Origin of the sequence: Arcobacter sp. LA11 (assembly GCF_001895145.1) — a bacterium.
Lineage (GTDB): Bacteria > Campylobacterota > Campylobacteria > Campylobacterales > Arcobacteraceae > Halarcobacter.
The window spans coordinates 75,610-95,410 of the sequence record NZ_BDIR01000003.1; the positions used below are offsets into that span (position 1 = coordinate 75,610).

18 protein-coding genes are annotated in these 19,801 nt (G+C 27.7%); 9 read left to right on the plus strand and 9 right to left on the minus strand.

Annotation, left to right across the window (positions count from 1 at the left end):
- Positions 1-7: 7 nt before the first annotated feature.
- Positions 8-826 (plus strand): prolipoprotein diacylglyceryl transferase, encoded by an 819-nt coding sequence (lgt, locus tag BT997_RS04205; protein ID WP_072680197.1) that lies wholly within the window; start codon positions 8-10, stop codon positions 824-826.
- On the opposite strand, the gene BT997_RS04210 is transcribed toward lgt, so the two are convergent.
- The 5 genes from BT997_RS04210 to polA form a co-directional block, all read right to left on the minus strand.
- Positions 819-2,114: a response regulator gene (locus tag BT997_RS04210; RefSeq protein ID WP_083568447.1), complete on the minus strand. Its 1,296-nt coding sequence runs from the start codon at positions 2,112-2,114 to the stop codon at positions 819-821. The two genes, lgt and BT997_RS04210, sit on opposite strands and share 8 nt — an antisense overlap.
- Complete coding sequence (locus BT997_RS04215) at positions 2,092-2,352, minus strand: DUF2116 family Zn-ribbon domain-containing protein (RefSeq protein ID WP_072680199.1); 261 nt, start codon at positions 2,350-2,352, stop codon at positions 2,092-2,094. The genes BT997_RS04210 and BT997_RS04215 overlap by 23 nt, the downstream gene beginning before the upstream one ends.
- Positions 2,353-2,355: 3 nt before the next feature.
- Positions 2,356-2,550 (minus strand): hypothetical protein, encoded by a 195-nt coding sequence (locus tag BT997_RS04220; RefSeq protein WP_072680200.1) that lies wholly within the window; start codon positions 2,548-2,550, stop codon positions 2,356-2,358.
- A gap of 24 nt (positions 2,551-2,574) precedes the next feature.
- The gene (locus BT997_RS04225) at positions 2,575-3,276 is read right to left on the minus strand and encodes a response regulator transcription factor (protein WP_072680201.1); all 702 of its coding nucleotides are present in this window, start codon (positions 3,274-3,276) and stop codon (positions 2,575-2,577) included.
- A 104-nt stretch (positions 3,277-3,380) separates the two neighbouring features.
- A complete protein-coding gene (polA, locus tag BT997_RS04230) occupies positions 3,381-6,083 on the minus strand; it encodes a DNA polymerase I (protein WP_072680202.1) in 2,703 nt (900 codons plus the stop codon).
- A gap of 71 nt (positions 6,084-6,154) precedes the next feature.
- Between polA and BT997_RS04235 the strand changes: the two genes are divergently transcribed.
- From BT997_RS04235 to BT997_RS04245, 3 genes are all read left to right on the plus strand, one after another.
- Positions 6,155-7,645 (plus strand): PAS domain-containing sensor histidine kinase, encoded by a 1,491-nt coding sequence (locus BT997_RS04235; RefSeq protein WP_072680203.1) that lies wholly within the window; start codon positions 6,155-6,157, stop codon positions 7,643-7,645.
- 17 nt (positions 7,646-7,662) lie between these two features.
- A complete protein-coding gene (kdsB, locus tag BT997_RS04240; protein WP_072680204.1) occupies positions 7,663-8,388 on the plus strand; it encodes a 3-deoxy-manno-octulosonate cytidylyltransferase in 726 nt (241 codons plus the stop codon).
- A 104-nt stretch (positions 8,389-8,492) separates the two neighbouring features.
- A complete protein-coding gene (locus BT997_RS04245; protein WP_072680205.1) occupies positions 8,493-9,809 on the plus strand; it encodes a diguanylate cyclase in 1,317 nt (438 codons plus the stop codon).
- 2 nt (positions 9,810-9,811) lie between these two features.
- Here the strand turns inward: BT997_RS04245 and lptB are convergent, their stop codons facing one another.
- Genes lptB through BT997_RS04265 form a run of 4 tightly spaced genes read right to left on the minus strand, consistent with a single transcriptional unit; the run spans position 9,812 to position 12,195 of the window.
- A complete protein-coding gene (gene lptB, locus BT997_RS04250; protein ID WP_072680206.1) occupies positions 9,812-10,534 on the minus strand; it encodes an LPS export ABC transporter ATP-binding protein in 723 nt (240 codons plus the stop codon).
- Positions 10,527-10,946 (minus strand): tRNA (adenosine(37)-N6)-threonylcarbamoyltransferase complex ATPase subunit type 1 TsaE, encoded by a 420-nt coding sequence (gene tsaE, locus BT997_RS04255; protein WP_072680207.1) that lies wholly within the window; start codon positions 10,944-10,946, stop codon positions 10,527-10,529. The genes lptB and tsaE overlap by 8 nt, the downstream gene beginning before the upstream one ends.
- Before the next feature lie 8 nt (positions 10,947-10,954).
- Positions 10,955-11,938, minus strand: a complete 984-nt coding sequence (gene trpD, locus BT997_RS04260) for an anthranilate phosphoribosyltransferase (protein WP_072680208.1) — start codon at positions 11,936-11,938, stop codon at positions 10,955-10,957.
- A gap of 5 nt (positions 11,939-11,943) precedes the next feature.
- A complete protein-coding gene (locus BT997_RS04265; protein ID WP_072680209.1) occupies positions 11,944-12,195 on the minus strand; it encodes a S4 domain-containing protein in 252 nt (83 codons plus the stop codon).
- Positions 12,196-12,263: 68 nt separating this feature from the next.
- On the opposite strand from BT997_RS04265, the gene BT997_RS04270 reads away from it, so the two are divergent.
- The 5 genes from BT997_RS04270 (at position 12,264) to BT997_RS04290 (ending at position 19,786) form a co-directional block, all read left to right on the plus strand.
- Positions 12,264-13,502, plus strand: coding sequence for an argininosuccinate synthase (locus tag BT997_RS04270; protein ID WP_072680210.1), 1,239 nt, complete (start codon positions 12,264-12,266; stop codon positions 13,500-13,502).
- A gap of 144 nt (positions 13,503-13,646) precedes the next feature.
- Complete coding sequence (locus tag BT997_RS04275) at positions 13,647-14,738, plus strand: M20 family metallopeptidase (RefSeq protein ID WP_072680211.1); 1,092 nt, start codon at positions 13,647-13,649, stop codon at positions 14,736-14,738.
- 37 nt (positions 14,739-14,775) lie between these two features.
- On the plus strand, positions 14,776-15,678 hold the full coding sequence (locus tag BT997_RS04280; RefSeq protein ID WP_072680212.1) for a RimK family alpha-L-glutamate ligase: 903 nt from the start codon (positions 14,776-14,778) through the stop codon (positions 15,676-15,678).
- Between the two features lie 13 nt (positions 15,679-15,691).
- The gene (locus tag BT997_RS04285; protein WP_072680213.1) at positions 15,692-17,194 is read left to right on the plus strand and encodes a helix-hairpin-helix domain-containing protein; all 1,503 of its coding nucleotides are present in this window, start codon (positions 15,692-15,694) and stop codon (positions 17,192-17,194) included.
- A gap of 3 nt (positions 17,195-17,197) precedes the next feature.
- The gene (locus BT997_RS04290; protein ID WP_072680214.1) at positions 17,198-19,786 is read left to right on the plus strand and encodes a M14 family zinc carboxypeptidase; all 2,589 of its coding nucleotides are present in this window, start codon (positions 17,198-17,200) and stop codon (positions 19,784-19,786) included.
- Positions 19,787-19,801 lie beyond the last annotated feature (15 nt).

Genomic DNA, 19,801 nt, shown 5'->3' on the forward strand with positions numbered 1-19,801 from the left:
TTATAAAATGGAGTTTTGGCAAAATATTTATTCTCAATTTGACCCCATAGCTTTTAACTTAGGTTCAATTGCTGTACATTGGTATGGAATAATGTATGCCTTAGCCCTACTTTCTGCTATATTCGTGGCTAAATGGCTTATAAAGTATGATAAAATTCCTATTTCAAATGATTTATTTGATTCTTATATTTGGTGGGCAGAAATTGGTGTAATATTAGGTGCAAGACTTGGATATATACTATTTTATGATCCTAATACTATGTATTATATTAGCCATCCTTGGCAGATTTTTAATCCTTTTGTTAATGGAGAATATACAGGAATTTCTGGAATGAGTTATCATGGAGCATTTATTGGTTTTTTAATTGCTTCTATTTTATTTTGTAGAAAAAATAAGGTGTCATTTTGGTTTCTAGCGGATATTTCAGTTATTGGTATTTCTGCTGGATATGTATTTGGAAGAATAGGAAATTTCTTTAATCAGGAGCTTGTAGGACGAGAAACTGATTTACCTTGGGGAATTTATGTAGATAATGTATTAAGACATCCTTCTCAACTTTATGAAGCATTCTTAGAAGGTGTATTAATTTTTATTATCTTATTTGCAATAAGAAAGAGAAAGTCTTTTGATGGGCAACTAGCTATTTTTTATGGTATTTTATATTCTATCGCAAGAATTACTGCAGAATTCTTTAGAGAACCAGATATTCAGTTAGGATTTTTATATGGTGGATGGTTAACTATGGGAATGTTGATTTCAGGAATATTTGCTATTTTAAGTATAGTAATGTTGTTTGTAATAAATAAAAATAAAAAAACTATCTAACAGTTATTCTGCCATATTGTTTTTCATAGGCTTCGATTACATCATCTAAGTCTTTGATTTTATCTCTATACTCATCTATATAGCCTTGTAATGTCATAATAGCTTCTTGTGATTTTAATAGTTTATCACTCATAATGACATTTTTCTTTTTAAATTTAGTATATTCTTCTACTGATACTTTAGCTGTATGATGTAGTTTTTCAATTCTACCTTGATATCCAATTTGAAGTTCATCTATTTTATCTGTAGCTTCTTTTAATTTCTTTTCTAATGATAATATTCTTCCTTTATCATCTGAATTTTTTGTTCTTAATATTTTTATTTGTTCATTTAATTCATGTATAAATTTTCCAACTTGCTCATCTTTTTGCATTTTTGCAATTTGTAATGCTTCATCAAATTTATCTTGCAAGTCTTTTTCATGTTTAACTTGATTACTTTTTTGATGCATGATATATTTTTTTAGTTTATGTTTTTCTTCTTCTTGTTCTGTAATTAAAAATCTACTTGCAACATATTTTTCTATATTTCCATCTCCATCTAAAATAGGGAAAATAGTAGATCTAACATAATAATCAGAACCATCTTTTGCACGGTTTTTCAATTTACCTCGCCAAATATTTTTACTTTGAATTGTATTCCATACTTCTTCATATATTTTTGGTGAAATATCAGGATGTCTTACTATATTATGATTAGCTCCAATTAGCTCTTCTTTTGTATATCCAGATACTTCACAAAAAATATCATTTGCATAAGTAATATAACCTTTTAAATCAGTTTCACTTACAAGGTTTTCTAAATCTAAAATTTCTTTATATATATGTAATTCATTTTGTTGTTTTGTAACTAGTTTATGATTGTAATTATCTTGTAGAATTCTATCCATAATTTTAAGGGTAGTATTAAGCTGCATTGGTTTTACAATATAGTCAGTTACTTTTAACTTGATTGCTTTTATAAGTTGTGAAATATCATTAAAAGCGGTAACTACAAGAACTGGTATTTCAAAATCTTGTTTTCTAACTTCTGCCATAAATCTTATACCATCCATATTTGGCATATTTATATCTGTTAAAATTATATTGATTTCATCTTGATGTTTATTATAAAGTTCTAGGCCTACTTGTCCATCTTCTCCAACATAGACCTTTTTAAAAACTTTTTCGAAGATTGATTGAGTTTCTTTTCGTATTACTTCGTCATCTTCTAAATATAGAAGAGTTGATTCTTTAAGAATACTATTCTTAAAGTTTGGGCTATTTTCAGTTTGATTCAACGTATCCATATTCAACTGCTAATTCATCGATTTTCTTTTGTAATAAATCAATTCTCCAACCATGTCTATTAGCAAAGTTTTCAATTTCAACTTCTCTTTGTTCCGGCGTACAGAATATAAAAATTCTTTTCAAAAACGGTCTTGGGACCTGTATTGCAATTAATTGAAAATAGTTTTCCTTACAACTTCTAGAGCAAAATGCTTTACTCATAGCTATTTTCTTACCACAGTATGGACAATGTGACATATATTATTTCCCCTCTTTTAATGTTAGTTTATAAAATTTTGCATTTGTTACATCTTGTAAAAACTTAGGATCTACATCATGAAGTGCTATTATATCCACTTCTTTCTCATCCATCATCCAGCCTTTTCCTGTATCAATAATTTTTTGTTCCTCAAACAGTAATACTAGCTCTTCTTTTGAAACAATTCTTTCTTCCATAACTCTTTTTAAAGAATAAATGAATTACTTTTGTAACTCATCTATTATATAACCTTTATTTGAATGGTTTTTTATAATTTCATAGTAAGTTTTTTGTCTAATCTTATTTACAATGTTTCTCATTGTATAAATAGACATATTTTTACCTTTCCAAACTACATTTTTAATCATATCATAATCAGTAATTTCACCTTTTCTTGCAATTAAAAGTTTTAAGAAACCTTTTTCAAGTCTAGTGAAGTCAATAAGTGTTCCTCCAGATTTAAAGAATTGATCTCTATATTCATCAAAGTAAATTCCATCTTGGAATTCAATCTTATCACCTCTTTTTGTTTGGTTAAGACACATAATTACTGCTAATTTTATATCTTTTGCTCTTAGAGGTTTTGTTAAAAAAGTATAAGCACTATTATTAATTGCTGTTACAATATCATCATTACTATCTTTATCTGAAATAATAATTTTTGGTAAAGTAGGAGCTGCTTGGGAAATATTTGTACATACTTCATCAAAATCTTTTGCTTCAACAGTTGTATCAATAATTACCATATCATAATTATTTTCATCTATTAAAGAAATTGCTTCATTTGAACTTTGAACTAAAGTAAGTTCTTTAAAATATTCATCAAATTCAGTCTCAATAGTTTTCTTTACTTCTACATCACTACTAACAAAAAGTAATTTTGCATTATAAAGTTTTCTGATGTTTTTTAATGTCTTTAGCATGATATTCTCTTTATAAATAAATTTTATACGTATTTTATCAGATTTTTACTATTTTGTCAAAATAAAATTATTAAAAAATAAATTAATACTACATATAAATCTTTTTACTTTAGCTCTTGCCAGCTTAATCCCGCACTTCTTGATACTTTTAAGGGTATCCTTAAATTATATATATTTTCCATGATTTCTACTAAATTTTTAGTTATTTTATCAATTTCCTCATTTTTTACTTCAAAAATTAATTCATCATGGATTTGCAATAACATTTTCACATTATTATTATCTTTATAACTTTTATATATATCAATCATTGATAATTTAATTAAATCAGCAGCACTTCCTTGAAAAAGTGTGTTAACTGATTCTCTTAAAAATGCTGCTTTCATCATTCCATTTGCTGAATCAAAATCAAAAAGTCTTCTTCTTTTAATTAATGTTTCAACATAACCGTCTGTAAAAGCTTTATCTTCAATTGATTTTAAATAATCTTTTACACTAACAAATGCTTCAAAGTACGAATCTATATATTTTTTTGCATCTTTTGCGGGAATTCCTAAAGTATCACCAAGTTTTCTACTTCCCATTCCATATAATAAACCAAAATTTATTGATTTTGCAATAGATCTATTTTCATCTGCTTTTTCTTCACCAAATATTTGTACCGCAGTTTGTCTGTGAATATCTTTTCCTTCATTAAAGGCATCAACTAATGCTTTATCTTCTGAAAAGTGTGCTAATAGTCTTAATTCTATTTGAGAATAATCAATCCCTAATAAAGTATATCCTTCTCTTGGGATAAAAGCACTTCTAATTAATGCCCCTGCTTTTGTCCTTACTGGTATATTTTGAAGATTCGGATTTTTAGAACTTAATCTTCCTGTTGCAGTACCTGTTTGTAAGAAAGAAGTATAAATTCTATTGTCATCATTTTTTAAACCAAGTTCTAATAATGGTTCAATATATGTTGATTGTAACTTAAAAGCTTCTCTATATTGTAATAGTAAAGGGATTATTTCATGCTCATCATGAAGTTTTTGTAATACAACTTCATTTGTACTATAGCCACTCTTTGTCTTTTTAGATGGAGGAAGTTTTAACGTATCAAAAAGAATAGTTCCAAGCTGTTTTGGTGAATTTATATTAAACTCAGTACCTGCAGATTCATAGATTTTACTCGTTAGTTCTTGAATATGAGTGTAGTTAATATCTTTTAATTCTTTTAATTTATTAACATCAACTTTTATACCATTTTCTTCCATATTTGCAAGTACATATATAAAATCGAATTCATACTTATGGGCAATGTCAATTATGTGTTCACACTCTTTGTTTTTAAAGTCTTCTAATAATGCATAATAAATTTTGTATGTGTATAAAGCATCCTCTGCAGCATAATTACAAGCTTCAGTTATATCTACATTTGAAAAATTCTCACCTTTTTTTACTATATCTTTAAAAGCAATCATTTTATGATCAAAATATTTATCTGCTAAAAAATCTAAACCAATTTTTGAACTTGAATCTAATAGCCATGCAAGTATCATTGTATCTGCGTATAATTTAAGTTCTAATCCTAGAGTTTGTTTTATTATTGCATAATCATATTTGAAGTTTTGTAATATTAATTTTTTGTTGTTTAGTATTGATATTGCTTTTATTGCTGTATTTTTTGATATTTGTTCAGGGGCACCTAAATAAAAATGTCCAATAGGAACATAGTATGCTCTGTTTTCTTCATAAGCAAAAGAAAATCCTACTATATCTGCATTTCTTGCGTCTATATCAGTAGTTTCTGTATCAAAGGCAACTAATGCGTCATCGCTAATAGATGAAACTACATCAAGAAGTTTTTTTTCATCATTTAATAAAATATACTCAACTTCAACTTTTTTTTCTACTATTTTACTTTGAGGTATTTCTGTTTTATAATTCAAACCTTCTTTATTTACTCTATCAACAATTCTGTTTAGATCATATTCAAGTAAAATATCTGAAATCTTTAAAATAGGATTTTCTTTTGGAAGTACATATTTGTCTAATTCATCTATACAATGACAATCTTGGCTAAGAGTTACTAGCTGTTTTGATATATATGCTAGTTCTTTCCCTTCTGTTAAAAGTTTTTGCCACCTTGGCTTCTCAATTGATTCTAAATTATCATAAATACTATCAAGAGAACTATATTGTTTGATCAAAGCTTCTGCTGTTTTAGCCCCTACTCCTTTAACTCCTGGTACATTATCTGCACTATCTCCAAGTAAAGATTGATAATCTGTAAATTGCTTTGGTGTTACACCATATTTTTCAAAACATTTATCTTCATTAATTACAACTTTTTTTATAGGATCAAATAAATATACTTTGTCATCATCAATTAATTGATATAAATCTTTATCATGGGAAACAATTCTTACTTCTAAATCTTTTTGTTTTCCATCAAGTGCAATTGAAGCAATAATATCATCAGCTTCAAATCCTGTTTTAATCGCAGTTTTAAAGCCCATTTTTTCAATCCAATCAATTGCAATTGGCAATTGTTTTAATAAATCTTCTGGAACATCAGGTCTATGAGATTTATATTCTGTATAAATATCACTTCTAAAAGTAGGTCCCTTCGCATCTAGTGCAAAAACTATATAATCTGTTTGAAAATCTTTTCCAATATTTGATATAAAATTCATAAATCCTGTCAATAAACCTGTAGGAAAACCTGCTTTTTCTCCAGACTTTGCTTTTAATGGTGGTAAGGCGTAATATGCCCTAAATAAAAATCCAAATGTATCAATAACTGTTATTGTTTTTTTCATAAAATACTTCTTTCATATGCTTATTTAAAGATTTTATATTATAATAATATGACTAAAAATAAGGTTTTGTATTGTCTATAGAAGATATTGAAAAATTAAAGAGAAATAATCAAGAATTACAAGAAATAATAAATAATTCTTGGGATGGAATTGGAATTATAGATAAGTCTACAAAGTTTGTCTATGTAAATAATGCATTTATGCCAATTCTAGGATTTTCAAGAGAGGAATTAATTAAAAAAAATTTTGTATCTTTAATGGAAGATAAATATGTACGTTCTTTTTTAAAACTTTTAGTAATTAAAAACAAAGAAAAAAAATATCAAGCTGAAATAGATATAGTTTGTATAAGAAAAGATGAAAAAAAAGTTTATTTAAAAATAACTATCTCTTCTATGTTAAATAAAAATCTTTTTGTAATAAATACAAAAGATATTACTCAACAAGTCTCAGATGACGAAATTCTTGATGATTACGTAATATCAATGCACACAGATTTACATGGACATATAACTAGAGTTAGTTCCGCTTTTTTGAAGCTTTCAGAATATAAAAAGAAAGATATTATAGGAAAACCTTATTCTTCTTTAGCACATAAAGACACTAACTCAATAATTTACAAAAATATAAATAAATCTTTACAGAATCTCCAAGAGTGGAGTGGAAAACTTAAAAATATTAAAAAAGATGGAACACCATTTTGGATTAATATGAAAATTAAACCAATGTACAATAAATATGGTGATGTAACAGGTTATACTTCATTAATGTTTGATATTACAAATGAAATAAATTTAAATGATGAAGCTTCAATGCTCCAAAATCAAGTTTCTACAGCAAAAGAAGAGATTGAACAAAAAGATACACTTCTTATCCAACAATCAAAACTTTCAGTTATGACTGAAACTTTACAAAGATTATCTCATGAATGGCGGCAACCTTTAAATTTAATCTCTATACAGGCACAAAAGTTAGAGCTTGATTTTACTATAGATGAAGCCCCTTCAACGGATAATGTAGTTTCTACTTTAGAGAAAATTAAAGATGAGGCTAATAGTTTATCTTCAATTATTGAAGACTTTCAAAGATTTTTACAACCTAGAACAAAAAAAGAACTTACAAAACCATCTGTTATCGTAGAAAAAGTATTAGAAATTTTTTCAAAAGATGAAAATCTAAATATTGAACTAATTAAAAACATAGAAAATGATTTAAAATTTGAATCATATGCAGAAGAAATTATAACAGTTCTTACTAATATAATAAATAATTCAAAAGAAGCTATACAAAAGAACTCTGTTGAAAATGGAATTATAAATATAAAACAATATTTTTTAGAAGATACTATTTACTTTGAAATATATGATAATGGTGGAGGTATTGATAAAGATATAATTCACAAAATATTTGAACCATATTTTTCTACAAAAGAGCAAAAACATGGTGTAGGATTGGGACTTTATACAACAAAACTCATAATAAATATGCATTTAAATGGAGTAATAAGTGTAACAAATCAAGATGATGGTGTTATCTTTAAAATCTCTATACCTCTTAATTAATAAAAAAAGGACAATTTATGATAATAATTCCTGCAAGGTTAAATTCAAGCAGATTTGCAAATAAAATTTTAGTAGATATTTTAGGCTTACCAATGGTAATTAAAACAGCTAAACAAGTAAGCTCTTTAGACAAAGTAGTAATTGCTACAGATTCTCAAGAAGTTATTGATTTAGCAAAAGAACATGGTTTTGATGCAGTTATGACATCAACAGAGCATCAAAGTGGTACAGATAGAATAAATGAAGCTGTAAATATTTTAGAATTACCAGAAGATGAAATTATTATTAATGTTCAAGGTGATGAACCTTTTATTGAACCAGAAGTTATTCAAGCTGTTATAAATAGAGTTAAAAAAGTTAAAGATAATAATGAAGGTATCATGATTACAAGTTGTTATAAAGAGATAAGTTCAGAATTAGCAGATGATCCTAATCATGTAAAAGTCATATTAGATGAATATTCAAACGCAATATATTTCTCACGTGCAAAAGTTCCTTACCATAGAGATCATTATGATTCATCAGCTTATTGCGGTCATTTGGGTATATATGGATTTACAAAAAAATCATTAAATGCTTTTTGTGAATTAAATTCATCAAAACTAGAGAACATTGAAAAACTTGAACAATTAAGAGCTATAGACAATGGACATAAAATTGCAATGGTGAAAGTATCTTCAAAATCATTTGGTATTGATACTGAAGAAGATTTAAAAAATGCTCTAAAAATATTTGATAAGTAATTATTTTTTTTCTAATTTCATTAAAAATATTGGTAATATAAAATTATTTTTGTTATAATAATATAAAATGACAAGCTTAAAGACACTTTGAAGGGCAATTATTTATGAATAAAGAAATTTTAAAAAATATTAATGTCTTATATGTTGAGGATGAACAAGATGTTCGAGAATTTACTAGTAAAACAATTAGTACTATTGTAAATAGTGTTGTTGTAGCAGAAAATGGTAAAGAAGGCTTAGAAAAATTCAAAGAAAATCCTGAAATCAATTTAATTTTAACTGATATAAATATGCCTAAAATGGGTGGACTTGAAATGTGTGCAGAAATTAGAAAGTTTAATGATGAAGTACCAATAGTAATTACAAGTGCACATAGTGACCCTGACTTTTTAAAAAAAGCTATAGATGTAAAAGTTAGCGCTTATGCGATGAAACCAATAGATTTGTATCATTTGATTGAAAGTATGATTAAAGCTGTAGAACCTATATTTTTAAGAAAAGAACTAGAAGCTGTAAATTTAAATTTAGCCAATAAAGTAGAAGAAGCAGTTAAAAAAACAAAACTTATTTTAGATGCTCAAGATAATATGGTAGTTTTAACTGATTTAACAAAAGCTATAGATGTAAATAAAAAATTCTTAGAATATTTCAATGTTGCTACTTTAGAAGAGTTTTTTGAGAAAAAGAAATCAGTAATAGATCAATGTAAAATTGAAAATGGATTTTTTAACGCAAGTCAGGTAAAAGATACGAGCAGCTGGATATCAGAAATTTTAAAATTAAATGAAATTGATAGAGTCGTTAAAATTGAAAACACAAGTGGTGAAGATAGAGTTTTTGTTGTTAATATTGATGATTATGAACATAAAGGAGAACATTATGTTGTCTCTTTTACAGATATTACAGAGTTAAAGGAAAAATCAAACCTTTTAGAGTATCAAGCTACACACGACCAATTAACGGGACTATTCAATAGGCAAAAATTCAATGAAATTTTCTTAAAAGAAATTAAACGTGATAAAAGATATGATAATGCTTTATCAGTAATTATATTTGATATTGACGACTTTAAATCTTTTAATGATCAGTTTGGTCACAATGTTGGTGATGAAGTGTTAAAAATTATTTCAGAAATAGTATTAAAAAGTGTAAGAGAGCATGATACTATTGTTAGATGGGGTGGAGAAGAATTTTTAGTACTACTTCCTCAAACAGAAATTGAAGGCGCTGTTAATGTTGCAGAGAAAATTAGAACAACAATAGAAAATTATGAAAATATTGATATTCCAAGAAAGATCACTGCAAGTTTTGGGGTAACAAAACTACAAAAAGATGATGATGAAAATAGCGTAATTAAAAAAGCAGATGAAGCTTTATATTTAGCAAAAAGTAAAGGAAAGAATTTAGTAGTTTCTAATTAATATTAAAAACTAAAACTCTCACCTAAATAGTGTTCCCTAACACTTCCATCACTTTTTATATCTTCACTATTTCCTGAAGCTAATAAAGTTCCACTTTTCATTACATAAGCTCTATCACAAATTTCAAGTGTTTCTCTAACATTATGATCTGTAATTAAAACTCCAATACCAATTTTTGTAAGCTCATGAATAATTTCTTGAATATCTTTAACTGCTATTGGGTCAACTCCAGCAAAAGGTTCATCAAGAAGTAAAAATTTAGGTTTAGAAACCAAAGCTCTAGCAATTTCTGTTCTTCTTCTTTCTCCTCCTGATAAAGAGACACCTTTTCTTTGTCTTATAGGTTCAATATTAAATACTTCAAGTAAATCTTCAACTCTTTTATGTTGTTCTTTTTTATCATCAGTTACAATCTGTGCTGCAAGCATTAAGTTATCTTCTACTGACAAATCTTTAAAAATAGATGATTCTTGAGGTAAATATCCTATTCCCTTTAATGCTCTTTGATGTAAAGGAAGCTTAGTAATCTCTTCTTCATCAAAAAATACTTTTCCACTAGATGGACTAACTAATCCACATACAGTATAAAATGTTGTAGTTTTTCCAGCTCCATTTGGACCTAATAAACCTACAATCTCTCCAGAATTTACTTCAAGTGAAATACCATGTAAAATTTGAGTCTTTTTTATATTTTTTTTAATATCTTCAATTCTTAATTTACTCATTTAAAATATATTGCCTTTTATCATTTTCTTTTTTTATTTCTAGAAGAATAACATCATATCCATATGATTTTAATAATGCTTCTAATCTTTCATCACCCCATTCAACAAAATGGATACCATTTTTTTCAAATTCTTCAATCATACCAAAAGATATAAATTCTTCTAAAGTTTTATTATATACATCATAGTGGTAAATCTCATTACTATATATTGATTGTAAAGAAAAAGTTGGTGAAGTAACTAAATCATCTAAACCCAGTGATTTTACATATTCTTTAACAAGTGTAGTTTTTCCACTTGCTAAATCACCCCTTAGTATAACTATACAACTATTTTCTAATATTTCTAGTTTTAATTTTAATTCATCAATAATTTGATTGATACTATCAATACCTAAAATAAATGATTTCAATAAAAACCTTAATTTAATTTAGAAGAAATACTTATTAATTCTTCTAATTTTGCTTTTGCTTTTAAGCTTTGAATTGCATCTCTTGCAATTTCAATACCTTCTCTTATATCTCTAGCTTTATCATCAACAACTAACGCTGCTGCAGCATTAATTAACACAACGTCAAGTTTTGCACCTGTTAATTCGTTATTTAAAATTGCTCTTGTTGTTTTTGCGTTTTCTTTTGCATCACCACCAATTATCTCTTCTTTAGAAGCAAGCTTTAAACCAAAAGACTGAGGATCAATTTCAAAATCCACAATTTTACCATTTGTTAATGATGTTGCATAAGAAATATCTGAAATAGAAATTTCATCCATTCCATCATTTGAAGATACTACAATAGATTTTTTGGCATCTAACAAATCTAAAGCTGTAGCTATTTTATTTATATAAGATTTATCAAATACACCTATTAACTGTTTAGATACAGAAGCAGGATTTGACAATGGTCCTAAAATATTAAATATTGTTCTATGTGGAATTGATTTTCTAATTGGCATAATATATTTCATGGCAGGATGATGATTTTGTGCAAACATAAAACAAAAACCCGCTTCTTCAAGCATTTTTACAGAGTTTTCTGGACTCATTGTAAGATGAATTCCTAACTCTTCAAGCATATCAGCACTACCTGATTTACTTGTAATACTTCTATTTCCATGTTTAGCAACATAACATCCACAAGATGCAAGTAAAATTGAAACAGTAGTTGAAATATTAAATGAGTTTGATTTATCTCCTCCTGTACCACAATTATCAATTAATTTTTCTTTTAAATCATAGTGAACTGGTAATGGTAATAAATGATCTCTCATTGCACTAGCTGCAGCTGCTATTTCAGCAGCAGTTTCCCCTCTTTCATATAATTCTATTAAATATGCTCTTACTTCTTCTTCAGGAAGTCTATTTTCAAATATATCATCAAATTTTAATTTAGCCATATTAAACATTATAATTATCCTTCTATTTTCTTAACATACTCTTCCATCTTAGATTTTGGAGTAGATTTAGTAGTTGGTATTTGTAAAACTTTAAACTTATCACTTCTTTCAAGATATTTTATTTCTATAATATCTCCAACTTTTACTTCTTTTGCTTTTTTAACAGCAATATCATTTATAAATACAACTTTATGTTCAAGCATATCTTCTGCAACTGCTCTTCTTTTTGTTATATTTACTGCATTTAAAAATTTATCTATTCTCATAATTAAGATTATAGCTAATTTTAGATAAAATATTAGCCTTAAAAATAACTATTATGTAGGATAAGTTTATGAGTAAAAAAGAAGTTAAAAAAGTTGTATTAGCTTACAGTGGTGGGCTTGATACTTCAATTATTTTAAAATGGTTACAAGATGAATATAATGCTGAAGTTATTACTTTTACTGCTGACTTAGGGCAAGGTGAAGAAGTAGAGCCAGCAAGACAAAAAGCACTTGATATGGGTATTAAACCTGAAAATATTTTTATATTAGATATAAAAGAAGAATTTGTAAAAGATTATGTTTTCCCAATGTTTAGAGCAAATGCAATTTACGAAGGTGAGTATTTATTAGGAACATCTATTGCAAGACCTCTTATTTCTAAAAAACAAATTGAAATTGCACACAAGATGGGTGCAGATGCTGTTTCTCATGGTGCGACTGGAAAAGGAAATGACCAAGTAAGATTTGAATTAGGTTATTTAGGATTGGATTCAGAAATTACTGTTATTGCTCCATGGAGAGAATGGGATTTAAATTCTAGAGAAAAATTACTAAGTTATGCAAAAGAGCATGGTATTAATATTGATAAAAAACATATTGATGAAGATGGTAACCCTGCTGTTAGCCCCTATTCTATGGATGCCAATTTATTACATATCTCTTATGAAGGTTTATCTTTAGAAGATCCAAATGCAGAACCTGAAGAAGCTATGTGGTTATGGACTAATTCTCCAGAAAATGCACCTGATACACCAGAGTATATTACAATTGATTATAAAAATGGTGACCCTATTGCAATTAATGGTGAAAAAATGTCACCAGCAACTATATTAAAAACACTAAATCAATATGGTAACAAACATGGTATCGGAAGAATTGATATTGTTGAAAATAGATATGTTGGAATGAAAGCTAGAGGTTGTTATGAAACTCCGGGTGGAACTATTATGCTAAAAGCTCATAGAGCTATTGAATCAATTACATTAGATAGAGAAGCTGCTCATTTAAAAGATGAGTTAATGCCTAAATATGCTAAATTAATTTATCAAGGGTACTGGTACTCTCCAGAAAGAGAAATGCTACAAGCTTCAATTGACGCTACACAAAAAAATGTAGAAGGTACAGTTAAATTAAAACTTTACAAAGGAAATGTAATAGTTGTAGGAAGAGAATCTGAAAAATCTTTATTCTCAGAAGAACACTCTACATTTGAAGAAGATGAAGTTTATAATCAAAAAGATGCTGAAGGATTTATTAGACTAAATGCCCTAAGATTTATAATTGCTGGACAAACACAAAACAAATAGTAACAACTTTATAATAATTTTATAATCCGTCACAAAATAGACATTTTATAACCTTTCATATAAGCCAAGTAATTATATAATTTACTTGGCTTTCTTAACTTTTTAGGAATGCTTCTAATTTATATATAATCAAAAGGAACTTGATTGGACTTTTTAGAAGATTTAAAAACTATAATAAATATTAATTCACATACAGAAAATAAACATGGTGTCGATAAAGTTGGTAAACATATGTCTATATGGTTACAAGAACTTGGCTTTGAAACTATAAAATATGAAAGGGAACTATTAGGAGATCACTTATTATTTAAAACTAAAAAAAGAGATGGAATAAAAATACTGTTATTAGGACATAATGATACTGTATTTCCTAAAGGCTATTTTGAAGGTTTTAAAGAAGATGAGGAATGGGTATATGGCCCAGGTGTATGTGATATGAAAGGTGGCAATATTGTTGCTTTAGAATCTTTAAGAAATATATATAAAGAGAATAATGAAATATACAATATTGACTTTCTACTTGTATCAGATGAAGAAACTGGAAGTGATGATTCAAAAGAAGTAACCATGTCTATTGCAAAAGATTATGATTATTGCTTTGTATTTGAAGCTGCTGGTGCTAATTTGGAAGTAGTGACATCAAGAAAAGGTGTTGGAAGATATATAATAAAAATAGATGGTAAAGCTTCACACGCAGGAACTTCATATACTAAAGGAATAAATGCTAACTTAGAAGGTGCAATAAAACTTCAAAAATATTCGGAATTAATAAATCTAGAAGAAGGTACTATTGTAAATGTAGGACAAATTGAAGGTGGTATAGGAATAAATACAGTTTCTCCTTATTGTGAAATGAAAATGGAATTTAGATTTGACAAAAAAAATGAACAAAAAAGAGTAATGGATGCTGTAGAAGAAATTACTTCTACTTCTTATGTTCTAGGAACAAAAGCTCATGCTGATGGAATAATTCAAAGAGGTGTTATGGAAGAAAATTCTAAACAACTTGAACTTATTAAATTTTTTGAAGAATTAACATCTGAATCTATTCCAAAAGAACGTAGAGGGGGAGTTAGTGATGCCAATATTGTGGCAAGCTGTGGTGTGACCACAATAGATGGCTTTGGTCCATATGGGGATGGGGATCACACTATAAAAGAGAGAGCTCTTAAAAGTTCTTTTTTACAAAGAATTGAAATGATGACAAAAATATTAAGGCATTATCAAAATATATAGTTTTTAAAAATTAATAAATCTTAAATTAGGGGAAGTTATGGGAAAAAGAAAGATTGGTATGTGGTTATACCAAAATGGTGGTGGAGATAAAATCCAAGAGAAAATGATTTCTTTATTAAAAGAAAGAGAAATTGATGTTATACCAAATATAAATTTAAGAGATGCAATTGCAAAAAATGGACATATTTTATATAATGATATAAAACTTGATAAGTTAGATTTATTTTTCTCATATAATGCTGGTGAGCAAACACAATATCAGATGTATTTATATAAAGCACTAAATCATGTAGTACCAATGATAAACTCGTATGATGCATTTGAACTTACTGAAGATAAATTTCAAACTGCATTTTTGTTAAGAAAACACAAAATACAAACAGCAGACTATAAACTTTGTCATAGGGATGATACTCATCATTTAAAAACAATCATGAAGAAATGGGATAAAATGGTATATAAACCGACTGATGGTTGGGGTGGTGTTGGTCTTACAAAAATTGAAAACCAAGAAACTCTTGATATGCTTATGCCTTTTTTAAATCAAATGGATTTAAGATATTTTTATGTAGAAAAATTTATTGATTATGATAATACTGATTATAGAGTTGATGTTGTTGATGGTCAATTTGTTGGTTGTTATGGAAGAAAAGCAAGTGGTACAGACTGGAGAACCAATGTAACAAGCGGAGGAAGTGTTTTTGTTAGAAAACCTAAAGATGCTGTAATCGAATTGGCACTAAATGCTGCTAAAGTTACAGGACTAGATATAGCAGGTGTTGATATTATATACGATAGAAAAAAAGAAGAATATATTGTTTTAGAAGTAAATGGAATTCCTGCTTTTGCCACCCCTGAACAGGAAAAAATGGGTCTTAACTTCAATGATAAAAAAATAGAATTAATTGTAGATTTAATTGATAGAAAAACAAAAAAATAAAAGGAAATATAGTATGAGTAATTTACCAAAATTAGGATTTTTATATCTTGATTATGTATTAAGATTTTTTGACCATTCAAATTTTAAAGGTTGGCCAGATAAAATTGAGACTGTTACATATCACTGGAAAAATGATAAAGATAGATTTATTAAAGAAGTTAAAAGAAAAAAAATTGAAATATTAATTGGTAATATTCCTGCAACTGCATATGATACTTTTGTAGAAATTTCTAAAGAACTTCCTAATGTAAGATTTGTTCCCTCTTTAGAAACACAATTTCCAAATAAGTCAAAAGAGAATGTGACTCTTTTTTGTAACAAATATAATCTTTCAGCTCCTTATACAGAAATTCATTATGACAAGAAAAAAGGTTATGATTATTTAAAAAACAGAGCTAAATATCCTCAAATTATTAAAAGATCATATGGTGCTTCAAATTATGGAGGTTACTATGTTCATAAAGCTGATAATTTTGCGGAAGCAAAAGCCTTATTAGATAAAGAAAAATATAACCCTATTTATACACAAGATGGAATTGATTTAAAATATTCAGGAGATTTAAGAGTAATGCTGATAGGACATAAACCTATTTGTGCTTTCTGGAGATTTTCTGGCGAAGGAGAATGGATTACTAATACATCTCAAGGTGGTTCAATGTCTTATGAGAATGTTCCAATGAATGCACTTGAATTAGCAGTAGAAGCAAGTAAAGCAGCTAAAGCAGAATATTGGGCTTGTGACATTGCAATTGATGCAAAAACAGATAAAGCTTATATTTTAGAGTGTGCAACTGCTTTTGCAGCTTTCCCTTATATTAGAGATTGGATTTGTCAATACTTGATGTGGGATTTTTCAAATGGAAGATTTAAGATGCCTCATGTTCCATTGTTCTCATGGGAAGAGTTAGGTAAGATTGATTCTTCTTTATTACGAACTATGAGACATATTGGTTTTAGTAAATATAAACCTTCTTGTGATGGTACGTGGTATATAAATGATAAAGTAGATGAGTTCGATATGGAAAAAGCTGAATTAAGTGATTCTAGTGATGTTCCTGATTCAATTGCCCCTGAAGATTTGCCAATTAAAGATGATTTAACAAAAGAAGTTAAACATGATAATCTTGAAATTAACAAATTAAACTTTAATAAGGCCACTCTAACTGATATTATGACACTTCATGGTATGGAAGAGGAATTAGCCTTAGAAATTCAAGAGTATCTTGAAGATAATATTGTTACTGATACAAGTGATTTATTAGAATTAGAATCTATAGATGAACAAATGCTAGAAACTTGGGATGACCATGTAGACGATATGAGAGTAGATATTAATAAAGCTGATGAATCTATTTTAAAGAAAATAAAAGGAATTGGTGCTAAACTTGCGAAAATCATTCTAGATTTCAAAGTAAAAAATAAAGGTTTTAAAAACTTAGACCAGCTCGAAGAAATTGATGGTATAGGTAAAAACAAATTAGCACAATTAAAATCTAGATTTAAAATAGGAGAATAGTTTTTGAAGCAACTTTATCGATCATACGATGAATCAACAGAAATTTTTAGGCAATACCAAAATAAATATCCAAACTATTTCAAAATAGACTCTATTGGTAAAACTTGGGAAAAAAGAGATATAAATTTAATTACTATTAGTAAAGATATTAAGAGTGCAGATAATAATCCTGCACTTTTCTTTACAGGAACTATTCATGCTAGAGAATGGGTTGGACATGAGCTTGCAATTGAATTTGCAACATACATTTTAGAAAATCTTGAAACAGATCCAACTTTACAAGCTTATTTAAAAAATACAACTATATATATGGTTCCCTGTGCAAATCCTGATGGATATGAATACTCAAGAAATCATTTCTCTTTTTGGAGAAAAAATAGAAGAGTAAATGCAGATGGATCTTATGGTGTAGATTTAAATAGAAACTTTCCAATTGGCTATGTTAAATCAACTGCCACAACTTCAAATGTATACGGTGGACCAGAACCTTTTTCAGAGCCTGAAACTAGAGCTTTGAGAGATTTTGTTGAAGCTCATGAAAATATTACTATAGCTTTAGATTATCATTCACAAGGAAATGTATTTTTCCCTGCACATGATTTTAGACATGAAGATACTATTGATACAACTGATATGAATACATTATGTGCAAATATGGCAGAAGAAATAAGAAAAATCTCAGGTAGAGAATATGGTATTCATCAAGGAAAACCACCTACCAAGCTAATTTCTGGAAGTGGTAGAGAATTTTATCACTCACGTGGAATAATTTCATCTGTTGTAGAAGTAGGTACTAGAAATATATCTGATTATATGGATGACATGAATGAACATTTAAGAGAACATGTCCCTGCTCTACTTGCTGCTGTTAAAGAAGTTCCTAATTATTCAGAAAAGAATTCAGTCTATAGAGTTAAATCTTTTGAAATAACTGAAATAGGTTCAAATCATGCAAATTTATCTTGGTCTTATGAAACAGATAAAAATATATTTTTTGAAATTTATAGAAGTTTAAAAGATAAAAATTTTTGTAATGCATCAAATTTAATAGCAAGAACACAAAGTTTAGAATTTAGTGATATCAATTTACAAAGTAATAAAGACTATTTTTACAACATTAGAGTTGTAAATAAAAAAACTGGTGAAAAATCACCTTTTTATCCACAAATCAAGCTTAGAACCAATCCTGATTATGATGAATTTAGTAGAACATACTACGCAAATGCAAAAGAGACTGGATATGTAGCTGAAAATTTAAATCAAAATGATAAACATTTTGGAGTAAACTCTTTATTTGTTGGGGTAGATGAGAATAAAGGTGTTTCTTATGCAATTGTTACGATTGATGTAAAAACTTTACCTGCTAATGCCTTGATTAAGTCTGCATCATTTAACTTATATCCTATAAATAGAGTTTCTACAACTATTGAAAAATATGGGGAATGGAATGTTGGTATAGTAGATCCAGAATCAATAAAAGATATTACAAGTTTTGATGACGTTCAAAATATGAAAATATTAAGATATATAGGTAGACCGACTGAATCTCATCAATTAACTCAAGGTATTTGGAGAGGATGGCATTTATCTGGACTAGAGTGTGAAGACTTACAAGAATTAGCCTCTGATAAAAAGAAAGTTGTTTTAAGAGTTGAAGGGCCAAAAGAGTTAAGAATTGGACGTACAAGACAAATGATGCAATGGGACATTGGTTATGGTAAATTTGGTTATGGATTAGGTTATAGACCTAGACTTGAACTTACATATACTATGAAACCAACTATCACTGAACTATATCCAAAAGCTGTATATACAGTTAGTAAGAATGAAGTCAAATCAGATGAAATATCTGCAGGTTTTGATAAAGATGGTGCTTCTATATATTCTACTTTTGAATTTAATTTATCATCTTTACCACCATATAACGATACTTTTATCACAAAAGCCTATTTTGAATTAAACTCAACAAAAATCTATATTAAAGATGATATTAGATTCCATTTAGAGTTTGTAGATGAAAATATTGACCAAGATTATAAGAGTATTAGAAATAGAGATATTATTCAAAATGTAGGATTTGATGTTAGTGCTACTGAATTAAAAAACAATCAAACTCAATATTTTACTTTTGATACTTTTTCTGAGATAACTCTAAATGAAAAGTTAAAAAATAAATCTGATGTTGCTTTTGTCTTAAAACCAACTTCATCTAAAAAAGCTATAAAAGATAAAAGTGTTTCTTGGGAAGTAAAAAATAAATCTCTATCTCCAAAACTTATTTTAGAGCATATTCCAAAAAGAAGAAATGCAGTTGAAAAAGTTTCAAATGCTAAAATCATAAAAGAAAATGGGAAGATAAAAATCACTTGGGACAATCCAAAAGATGACGCATTTAAAGGTGTTAAAGTGATAAAAAATGCTTATAGAAAACCCTACTCTTCTCATGATGGACAAAAAATTTATGCAGGACTAGATGATTATACATATGATGATTTTGGTGCAAAAGATATAAATAAGTATTATGCAATATTCACTTATGATGATGTTCCTAACTACTCTGAGCCTATAATTTTAGAATACCAAGTAAAATAAGATTTCTTTCTTATT